The organism is Plesiocystis pacifica SIR-1 (assembly GCF_000170895.1).
Classification (GTDB): Bacteria; Myxococcota_A; Polyangia; order Nannocystales; family Nannocystaceae; genus Plesiocystis; species Plesiocystis pacifica.
Genome location: NZ_ABCS01000186.1, coordinates 1 through 10,032, shown reverse-complemented (window position 1 = coordinate 10,032; position 10,032 = coordinate 1). Strand labels below are relative to the sequence as shown.

9 protein-coding genes are annotated in these 10,032 nt (G+C 69.0%); 1 reads left to right on the top strand and 8 read right to left on the bottom strand.

Annotated features, from left to right (window positions below; genetic code table 11):
- The 7 genes from PPSIR1_RS40470 to PPSIR1_RS45355 form a co-directional block, all read right to left on the bottom strand.
- A partial coding sequence (locus tag PPSIR1_RS40470; RefSeq protein WP_006977131.1) for a hypothetical protein occupies positions 1-203 on the bottom strand: 203 nt, incomplete at its 3' end.
- Entirely contained in the window at positions 203-682 is a 480-nt protein-coding gene (locus PPSIR1_RS40465; RefSeq protein ID WP_045117731.1) for a hypothetical protein, read from the bottom strand. The genes PPSIR1_RS40470 and PPSIR1_RS40465, both read right to left, overlap by 1 nt.
- Positions 683-884: 202 nt before the next feature.
- Positions 885-2,108: a hypothetical protein gene (locus PPSIR1_RS40460; protein ID WP_157596503.1), complete on the bottom strand. Its 1,224-nt coding sequence runs from the start codon at positions 2,106-2,108 to the stop codon at positions 885-887.
- 174 nt (positions 2,109-2,282) lie between these two features.
- Positions 2,283-3,359, bottom strand: a complete 1,077-nt coding sequence (locus PPSIR1_RS40455; protein ID WP_157596502.1) for an SMP-30/gluconolactonase/LRE family protein — start codon at positions 3,357-3,359, stop codon at positions 2,283-2,285.
- Positions 3,360-3,690: 331 nt separating this feature from the next.
- Positions 3,691-5,409: a peptide-N-glycosidase F-related protein gene (locus PPSIR1_RS40450; RefSeq protein WP_086002149.1), complete on the bottom strand. Its 1,719-nt coding sequence runs from the start codon at positions 5,407-5,409 to the stop codon at positions 3,691-3,693.
- A gap of 173 nt (positions 5,410-5,582) precedes the next feature.
- On the bottom strand, positions 5,583-5,981 hold the full coding sequence (locus PPSIR1_RS40445; protein ID WP_006977126.1) for an AgmX/PglI C-terminal domain-containing protein: 399 nt from the start codon (positions 5,979-5,981) through the stop codon (positions 5,583-5,585).
- A complete protein-coding gene (locus PPSIR1_RS45355; protein WP_086002148.1) occupies positions 5,978-6,694 on the bottom strand; it encodes an OmpA family protein in 717 nt (238 codons plus the stop codon). Before PPSIR1_RS45355 ends, PPSIR1_RS40445 begins: the two co-directional genes overlap by 4 nt.
- A gap of 261 nt (positions 6,695-6,955) precedes the next feature.
- Between PPSIR1_RS45355 and PPSIR1_RS40435 the strand changes: the two genes are divergently transcribed.
- Positions 6,956-7,921 carry a hypothetical protein gene (locus PPSIR1_RS40435; protein ID WP_006977124.1) on the top strand — a complete coding sequence of 322 codons (966 nt, stop codon included), beginning with the start codon at positions 6,956-6,958 and terminating at the stop codon, positions 7,919-7,921.
- Between the two features lie 24 nt (positions 7,922-7,945).
- On the opposite strand, the gene PPSIR1_RS40430 is transcribed toward PPSIR1_RS40435, so the two are convergent.
- The gene (locus PPSIR1_RS40430) at positions 7,946-9,868 is read right to left on the bottom strand and encodes a HEAT repeat domain-containing protein (protein WP_157596501.1); all 1,923 of its coding nucleotides are present in this window, start codon (positions 9,866-9,868) and stop codon (positions 7,946-7,948) included.
- Positions 9,869-10,032 lie beyond the last annotated feature (164 nt).

The following is a 10,032-nucleotide window of genomic DNA, read 5'->3' as shown; positions in this document are numbered from 1 at the left end:
TAGTCCTCGTCGAAGGTCTCGGGGCCTCCGGCGTCGTCGAGCAGGGCCCGCAGCATGGCGCCGAGGTGGGCGCGGCGAGCCGGGGGAAGCGAGAGCGCGTCGTCGACGGGGTCGACGAACCAGTCCCAGGAGAGCGTGCCGTTTTGTTCGAGCAGCCCGAGCAGCTTGGCGAGCTCGAGCAGGGCTTGGCGTGTCTGCGGCATCACCGACCTCCCCTGGCGAGCTCGACCGCGAGCTCGCGTCCGTCACAGGTGAACCCGACGACCGTGGGCGCGGGCGTTGGGCGTCGCTTGGTGGCGAAGGCGACCGCCCCCTCGAGCAGGTCGAGCACGCCGTCCCAGACCACGCGCACCAAGTCGGCGCCCCAGCGGTCGGCGATCGCCGTGGCCTCCGGGGTCGTCGCGCGGGTCGTCGCGGACGCGCGCGCGCCCTCCCCCGCCCCCTCGCGCCCGAGGAAGACCACCACCTCGAGGCGCTGGGCTCCGCCGCTCGCGGCCGTCACGGGCAGCGCGACGATCAACCATCCGGGCTTGGTGTGCACGCGCAGGGCCGCGAGATCGAGGGCGAGCTCGTCGTCCCCATCGCGCCACACGACCCCCTTGCTGCCGGGCTCACCGCCCGCGATCCGGTAGCGGATCCGTTCATCCAGGTCCTCGACTGCGATCGACAAGCGTTCGGACATCACGACGCCTCCTTCCACACGGGCGACGGTAACAAGAACGCGCATCGCATCGGCGACCATGATCGCCGGTGACTTTGCTACGTTCTCGACAGCGCTCGAACACAGCGAGGATTCAAAGCGGGCGTTCTCGAACCGGTGGGCTTCAAAGCCCGCCCAATGGCCTGCCAGGAACGACCCCGACCGCCCGAGTCATTCGCAATCGTTAGAAGGCGTAGCGTCGAATCCACCGCTCGACGACGGGCCAATCCCCATACTCGTCGCTCTGGACCGCCGTCCCCTCCGCCCCGCCAACCACGTAGATGGCCCCGTCCTCGCCGATCGCCACGTCCGAGGCCTCGCCGAGCATGGCCACGCGGTCGGTCCACAGCGCGTTGCCGTCGGCGTCGGTGGCGATGATCTGCGGCTCGCTGGTGTACCAGTAGCCGAGGGTCTCGAAGTTGACGATCGGGACCGAGCCCACGGCGACGAGCTCCCCGCTCTCGGTCCCGGCCACGGCGAGGGCACGCTCGAAGTTGCCGGCGCGGTCGTAGCCCTGCAGCCAGCGCTCGGTCCCAAAGGTCGAGTAGCGGCCCACGGAGAAGTCGGCGTTGGAGACCGTGACCACGAAGTCTTCGCCGACGTTGTTCCCGGCCTGGATGTTGCCCGTGCTCGGGGTCAGGTTGCCGAACACCCCGCCGTCCTCGGCCGAGAGCAGGACCCCCGCGAACAGCACCTGCCCCCCGGGCGTGACCGCGAAGTCGGTGGAGAACAAGCTGGGGTTGCCCTTGCGCAGCACCACCTCGCCCATGGGGTTCACCCGCAGCAGCGTCGACTGGAAGAAGCCCTGGGCGCCCTCGTCCTCGCAAGCGATCATCAGGTCCTCGCCGAGGCGCTCGATCCCCCACACCCGGGCGGAGGGGCTGTTGAAGGCCACCTCGACCGCGCCCAGGGCGTTGCCGTCGCCGTCGTAGCGATCGAAGCCGGTGCTGTCGTCCTCCCAGCTCCAGTAGGCCGCCAGGATCGTCCCCTCGGGCTCGACCGCGAGGGCCACCCTGCCCGCGGACTCGAGGCCGGCCGAGCTCGACCACAGCAGCTCGCCGGCGCCGTCGAAGCGCGCGAACACGTTGTTGGTCAAGACGACCGCGCCCCCGCCGGGGTAGGCCTCGACCTTCATGTCCACGAAGCCCTCGGGCGACTGGCCGACGTGGGCCGTCCACTCGGGCTCGCGCGCTGGCGCGTCCGTGGCCCAGCCGCTCGAGCATTGCCCGAAGCCCTCGCTGGCCCCGGGCGAGACCTCGACGACGCGGCCCTCGAGCGCCGCCCCGGGATCCGAGCCAGCCTCGGAGCAGCTGGTGTCCCCCCCAGTCGTCCCATCCTCGCCGTCCGCGACCTCGTCGGCCCCCTCGTCCCCGTCCTCGGTGCACGCAGAGGCGAAGGTCACGGTCACGGCCAAAACCGCGGGCAATATCGATCCGAGAGTGCGAGGAAAGGGTCGAGCGCAAGTCATGGCCCGATCCTATCACCGCCCCGCGATCGACGCGCGTGGCCTTCGAGGGGAGCGGACCGGGAGGTCCTCCAACCTCCCGAGCAGCGCCCCTCGACGGCGATCTCGAAGCTCAGCCTAGGTCCCGGCCGGGAACTTCTCGCTCTTCTCGTCGAGCTTGATCTTCAGCAGGCTGACCGGCGCGTCGTCTCCAGCCCCAAAGCCAAAGTTCGTCACATAGATGGAGCGCCTGTCCACGCCCTTGACCTGACCAAAGGCCGCGGTCGCCGGGAACACCAGGCCATCGTCGCCGTCGGCGATGACCTCCAAATCACCCCAGTAGCGATCGACCCGCAAGAGCGTGGAATTGAAGTTCGAGACCACGTAGACGTCGCCGCTCTTGCCCAGCGACAGGCCGTCGGCGCCGCGCAGGTCCTCGCCGGCCGCGATCACGCTGAGCACCCCCGCGGTCCCGCAGTTGTCCTCGATCTCGATGATCGCCGGGACCTGCGAGTTGGCGACGATCACGGCGTCGTTCTTTTCGTCGTAGACGATGCCGTTGGCGCCAATCGGGAAAGGCACTGGGGATACCTCGACGTCACCGACCAGGAGGTCGTCCTGGACCCACAGCTCCGCGACGTTCGAGCCCTCTTCGACGCGGTAGACGGCGCCCCCGATGGACTCGGTGACGTACATGTTGCCCCACTTGTCGAAGGTCAGATCGTTGGGGAAGCCCTGCAGATCGACGACTCGCGCCGCCGCGCCGGTCTCCGTGTCGATCTGCCAGACACCAGAGGTCTCGGGCACGAATGAGGCCAACGCGACGTAGAGGTCATCATCGTCAAATGCCATTCCCAGCAGGAAGCCCCCGCCCGGATCGATGGTGGTCAAGGTCTCACCGACCCCGGTCTCGGGGTCGATTTTGCGCACTTCACCCGTGGGCGCGAGGGTCACGAAGATGTCGCCATTGGGTGCAACCGCCACGCCCTCGGGCAGCTCGCCCATCGCGGCATCGTAACTTTCGACCGTGGTGACGGTTCCGACCGGGACGCACGGCTTGTTCTTGTTCTTCTTCGCCGTGGCCTGACCCATACCAAGGGCCAATACCGGCAGACTGAGGGCAATGGGAATTAGAACTTTTTTCATCGTCGTCTCCTGACCGCGAGCCAAACCTCTCCCAGGACAGCGTTCTCCCCGCGCTGCCTTGGTGACCACGGGCGGTGCGGCTGCCGTCCCGGGTGCAGGATTACAGTATACCCGGAACTGCTCATTTACCACCATTAAATCGAACGTCTGTGTAGTCATGTGCCCACTTTTCAAGATACACGCGAAAATGCGCACATTTTCGAGCGTCATTTCACGCAAACCCCGTAGATTTTGACGCTGCGAAGAATGCACACTGATCCAAGGCTCATGCGTCTCCGTATGTAAATATCTCAGATTTGTGTGCATGTAATTAAAAAACCGACAGCTCCACAGCTGTCGGTTTCGTCGTCCGAGGCCTTCGCGCAGCCCGGCTCGGCGAACGCCGGCCAAGGCCTGCGCATCATTCGTAGTAGGCGACGTAGGTCGAGAACAGGATGCGGCCGCGGTTCCCTGTCACCGGCTGCCCGCCGAACAGGCCGCGGTAGTCGAGGGTGTTGACCTGGCCGAGGGTGACCTCGTCGGTGATGTCGACGCGCCAGGGCTGCACGGGCTGACCGGGGCACCAGCCCGCGCGACCAGGGGTCCAGTTGCCCCACTGCCCGGGGACCACGCCCTCGTCGACCGCCTCGGCGCAGCGCTGGGCCGTGACCTCGCCGGGGAACTCGCGAAGGTGCACGTCAGTGCCATTAATCGTGAACTCGTGCTGATGGTTGCACCACTCGGCGCAGTTGCCCTCGTCCTGGCCGTGCCCCGAGATGATGGCCACGAGCTCGACCTTGGTGGCCGAGGCCGGGGGCGTGAACTCGACGGTCTCCCATTCGTTATAGGTGTCGTTGAAGCCCTTGTTGGCCCGGTAGGCGCGCACGGTCTCCACGGGGCGCGAGCCCTGGCCGGTGTCGCGCAGCCGAAAGCGCATGTCCCACACGGAGGGGTTCATGTTCCAGCGCATGCCGAAGCGGAAGAACTGCTCGCCGCCGTCTTGGATCAGGCCGAGCATGGGGGTCGCGTCGAACACCCACTTGCGCTCGCCGATGCGCGCGTAGGGGGTGATCCAGCGGAACACCTCGGTGGTCTCGCCCTCGCAGGCCTGGTCGGGGCACAGCTCGACCCAGGCCTCGTAGTCCCAGTGGCCGCAGTCGTCGTCGCCGTAGGGGCCGCAGGTGCCGGTGACCACGACCTCCATGGTGTCGAACTCGGCCAAGCTCGCGGCGTCCGGGAAGTTCGCCGGCCACACGTTGTGGTTGTACGTGTTGGCGAAGGGGCCGTCGTTGCCGGCCGGCCCGTCCGGCGGGAAGTAGACGTTGTCGAGGAGCGCGACCTCGGTGAAGCCTGGCTCGCGGGTCTGGGCCTCGAGCTCGAGCTCCTGGGCGTGGTACCAGTTGTACCAACGCGGGGTGTAGGCCAGCACGGCGCCGGTCTGGGCGAAGCTGCCGCCGCCGGTGTCGCTGGTCGAGTTGGGGAAGTCCCAGCGCTGGAAGCGATCGATGGCCGCGACCATCACGTTGGGGTTTTGGGCGAAGAACCAGCCCACGCTGCCGGTGATGTCGGCCGGCGCGTCCTCGACGAAGTGGACGTGGTCGATCCAGTACTTTTGCTCCTCGTCGGTCAGCGGCGCGAGGGTCTGGCCGATCTTGGTCTGCCACGCGATGGCGCCCGCGGCCGGGTCGGCGTCATTGTTGAGGAAGAAGTAGTGGACGTTGTCGGGCGAGCGGGTGAACAGGTCGGCCGTGAAGCTGCTGCGCAGCTGGTCGCTGGTCCCGTTGGCGAGGTGGTTGACGAACACGTAGGTGTCGCAGCCGGTGAAATTCGCGGCCAGGTTCCACTCGCCGAAGGTCGTCTCGACGGTGAAGTCACCCGCAATTTCTCCAAAGTCACCGCCGGTGCCCTCCATCAGCGGAGCGACGGGCAGGTCTCGCTCGACGCAGAAGTCCGAGGGGCTCTCGCCCTCGTCGGTGGTGTCCGCCGTCTCGCCGACCTCGTCCTCGGAGCTGCTGTCGCTCTCACCAGCGGTGTCGGTGCCGGCGTCCCCGGCCTCCTCGCCCGAGGGCTCCGGTTCGGGCTTGGTGCAGGCAGCGACGAGCAGCAGGGAGCTGGCGAACAAGGCTGTAGTGCGGGTCATGAAGGCGCTTATACCCCACGAGTCGCTGGGGTTACGCCCGCTGCGAGGATTTCGACGCTAAAGTGGCGGAGGGCCAGTCCCGTGGTCCAAGCACGCAAAGAGGGAGGCCCTGGAGCCTCCCTCGTTGCGGACATGCGCCGTCGCCGACGCAGCCCTGGCGCGCGATGACGCGCTCAGCCCTCGGCTGGAGCCGGGGCGCCGGCCTCGAAGGACCAGGTGAAGGTCGCCATCCCGTCGCGGGCGTCGGCGGGATCGAGCTGCAGGTTCTCGATGGCCGAGACCACGCACTTGGTGAGGTTCTCGGGGGCCGTGGTCGCGCTCGAGTCCGGAGCGACGTTGATGATCTTGCCGGTCTTTTGCTCGACCTGGAAGTTCACCGTCACGCGGCCGCCGACCTTCTCGTCGGTCTGAAGCGCGACGTCGTAGCACTCCTTGATGTCGGCGTTGCGGGTCTCGACGAGCTCGCGGGTGACCGAGCGATAGTCCTCGGGGCTGCGGGCGTAGAAGGCACAGCCGACGCTGGCGACCAGCGGCGTCACGAGCAGGAGCTTGGTGAAGTTGCGGGCGTTCATTTGTCACCTCCGGCGGAGTCGACCTTGGCAGGCGCGGCGACGGCCTTGGCGGCCGAGGGCTTGGCCCGGGCCGAGCTGGGCTTCTTGGCGTCCGAGGGCTTGGTCTCGACGACGCGCTCTTCCCCGGTCTCGGGATCGATCTCGACCACGTTGGTCATCTCGTCCTGCTCGAGGATGATGAACTCGACGCGGCGGTTCTTCTCCTTGCCCTCGTCGGTGTCGTTGTCGGCGATGGGCTTCTCCTCGCCGTGGCCGACGGCCTCCAGGCGCTCTTGGGCGACGCCGTGCTCGACGAGGTAGGCCATCACCGAGTCCGCCCGCTTTTGGGACAGCTTCTTGTTGTAGCGCGAGGAGCCGTCGGAGTCGGTGTGGCCCTCGACGGACACCTTCTTGATGCGCGGGTTGTCGATGAAGACCTTGGTGATCTCGTCCATCAGGCTGAAGGACTCCGAGCGAATCTCGGCCTTGTCGACCTCGAACAGAATCTTCTCGTTGATGACGATGGCGGACGCCGTGACCTCGACGCGCTTGGGCGGCTCGGGCTCGGGCTCGGGCTCGGGCGGCGGGGGCGGAGGCGGAGGCGGCTCACCGACGACGGTGAGGGCGTCGGCGTCTGCGAAGATCGTCGGGCCGCAAGCGACCATGGGAAGGCACAGCAGTGCGGCCATCCAGGCTTTGCCCGCGGTGGGCTTGTTCATGCGTGATTCGGTCATGGGGAGACTCCCTCGTCGGGCTCATATCAGCGCCCTTCGGCGCTCTTGGCAACCCTGACCCTTGGACCGCAAGGCGCATTCAGTTCGTCCTGGGGCCAGGTCGAAGGCAGTTTTGGCTCAACCATCCTCGCGCTGCCAAAAGCGTGAGCGACCACTCCCGAGCAACACCGACTACGCGAAATCATAGCTATTTCGTGGGACCTACGGCCAAGTTGGTGGGCGGACTCGCCCGACTGGCAGTTCGGGAGTAGCCTATCTGCCATGCCCTCGACGCCTGCCCTCCTCGCGCTCGTCATCGCCACTGCCCCTCCGGCCGGTGATGACACCCCAGGAGAGGCCCCGGCGACGCAGACAGACCCGAGTGATCCCTCCCCGCTCGATCCTCCCGAGGTCCAGCGGCCCTCGGAGGCACCCAAAGCCGAGGCCGAGGCCCAACCCGAGGCTGCTCCCGACACCGAGGCTCCCGCGGAACCTGCCGAGGCTCCCGCGGAGCCTGCCGAGGCTCCCGCGGACGAGCCCGAAGCCAAAGCTGAGCCCGCGGCCGAGCAGCCGGCCCTGCCCGAGTCCTCCGACATGTCCAACCTGCTCGAGAGCGACGAGGCCGAAGCTCGGCGGGTCCGCGTGCGGGTCGACGACTCGGCGCGCGAGGGCGTGGACCACCGCGAGCGCATGCGCAGCTACTACGCCCGCATCTACCGGCCCGAGCACAACCCCTCGCGCCTGTACTTCGCCGCGCGGGCGGCCTACGGGCTCTCGGACACCCGCGACGGCGCGGGCGGACGGGGAGCCTTCGCCAACGTCGAGTTTGGCCAGACCTGGAACCACATCAGCTACGCCGTCGGCCCCACCTTGTTCGCGGGCGCCGTCGACATCGGCGGCACGGACGACGACCGCTACAGCCCGCTGCTCGTCGGCGGCGGCCCGAGCCTGGGCCTGGGCCGGCTGAGCCTCATGGGCCGGGGCTTCGTCGACTTCCGCCTGGGCTACAACTTCTTCTACGCGGCGATGGCCAACGCCGACCCGACCCAGCCCACGCCCGCCGCCGCGGCCCCCCACGGGCCCAAGGCGCAGCTCGACATGGGCCTGTTGTTCCACGGCAGCGAGCGCCGACGCTTCCGCCACGGCCTCGGCGCGACCATGGGCTGGCAGATGCTGGTCCACTCGCTCGCCGGGGACTTCCCCGTGTTCAACAACTTCACGATCGGCGCGACCTACTTCTTCGGCTAGCCCGAAGCCCGAGAGCGCGCGCTCTCAAGATCCCAGGCGCGTCGCGGCGTCCTCGAGCACCGAACGGTAGACCGCCGGGACCAGGTCGATCTGCTGGCGCACGTAGGGCGCCAGGTCGTTGTTCGACAGCTCGGCGATGGCCGTGGTCACGTAGCCGACCACGCGCTCGTCGCCCTCGCGCAGGCGATCGCACAAAAAGTCCAGGGCCTCGACGGTGTTGATCTTGCCGATCGCCCGGATCGCCGAGATGCGGGCCGAGGCGGCGTCGGGGAGGTCGCGGGCCTCGAAGATGCGGCGCAGGCGGTCGAAGGCGTGGGGGAAGTAGAGGTTGGTCAGGGCCTTGGCGGCCTGGCGGCGGACCTCCTCGTGATCCGAGCGCAGCGCCCGGCTCAACGTCGAGAAGCTGCGCTTGAAGCGGAGCGCCCCGAGGGCCCGAGCGACGGCCGAGCGCTCCTCGGCGCCGCCCCGCTGGTACATGCGCTCGAGGGCCGCGATGACCGGGTAGGCGCGGATCTCCTGCAGGCGCGTGATGACCTCGAGGCCCTCGAGCTCGGAGTCCTGGCCGCGGCTGCGCGCGTGGGCGTGGCGGCCGAGCTCGAGCACGAGCAGCAAGGCGTGGCGGCGCACGTAGTCGGGGAAGCGGCGATCGGCCATGACCCCGGCGGCGATGAGACCCGCGTCGCCGTCGAGCTCCCACTCGGCCAGGTCGACGTACCAGACCTCCTCGTAGTCGGGCAGGCGCTTGAGGAACTCGGGCACGGGCACGGGCCGCGGGGCGTCCTCGGGGTTGGGGCCGAGGCGCTGGAGCAGCCGGCGGTAGCGCTCGCGGCCCTTGATCTCGAGCTTGGACACGCGCCGGTAGACCTCGGCGGCCTGTCGAAAGGCGCGCACGGACACGTAGGACTCGGCGGCGGCGAGGTAGGCGTTCTCGACGATCTGCGCCGGGCGGCCGTGCTCGGCCGCGTCCTCGGCCGCCTTGAGCCAGGCCTCGCCGGCGCGCAGGCGCAGGTCGTCGCCGTAGGGCAGGCCGGCCCGGGCGCAGTAGTCCGCGGCCTCGCGCAGGATGCCGGCGACGGCGTGGAACTCCTTAGCCCGCCGGGCCAGGGTCACGAAGGCTTCATACAGGCGCAGAGCGTCGAGCTTGAGCGCGTCGTCGCGGAGAATGCGGACGCTGTTGAGGTAGCCCTCGGCGACGTTCTCGAACGCGCCGGTCTCGAGGCCGATGCGCGCGAGCAGCTGGTAGCAGTCGAAGGCGCGCTCGCGCAGGCCCTCGGTCTCGAACTGATCGGCGACCTCCTCGACGGCCGTGGTCGCCTCGGCGAGGGCCTGGCGGGCGCGGTCCGAGCCCAGCCGATGCAGGCACAGGCCGTAGTTGATGCGCGCCAGGGCCTGCTCGTAGGGGCGCTCGGCGAGCAGGTCGGAGCTCCGCCCTGCCCCGCCGCCGACGCCAGTGTTGCCGATCAGCGCCGCCCACAGCTCGGCCGCGGCGGCGTCCTGGCCGGCGCGCTCGAGCTCGATGGCGCGGTGGATGGGCATGCGCGCGACCTCGAACCACTGCGCGGCGTGGGCGTGCCAGCGGCGGGCGTCCTCGGGCTTGCTCAACCGCGACTGCTCGTCGTGCTTGCCGGCCCGGGACAGGTAGACGCCGAACAAGCGCACGCCCTGGAGGGCGTCCTCGTCGCCCTTTTCGATGCGCCCGGCGAGGGCCTCGAGGGCCTCGCCCTCGGGCACGCTGGTCGCCCCGAGGTAGGCCTCGCAGGCGGCCGCGTCGCGGAACAGGCCCAGGCGCTTGAAGGTCTCGGCGAGGGCCCGCAGCCACTCGTCGTACTCGAAGTCGATGCGGTCGACGACGGCGGCGAGCTGACGCAGGTAGCCCAGCGCGTCCTGCCAGCGACCCGAGCGCATCGCCGCCTCGGCCCGCACCCACAGCACGGCCGTGTCCATCATCGCGCCGGACCTCCGCGGCCGTGGCCGCCGCCCCGGCCGCCCGAGCTCGCCCCGAAGCGGCCCGACAAGCCCGCGTGGCTGCCCCCGGGGTCGAGGTCGCTCTCGACCTGCGAGATGATCTGCCGCGCCCGGCTGGCCCGGTGCCCGTGGGCGATGGCCTCGTC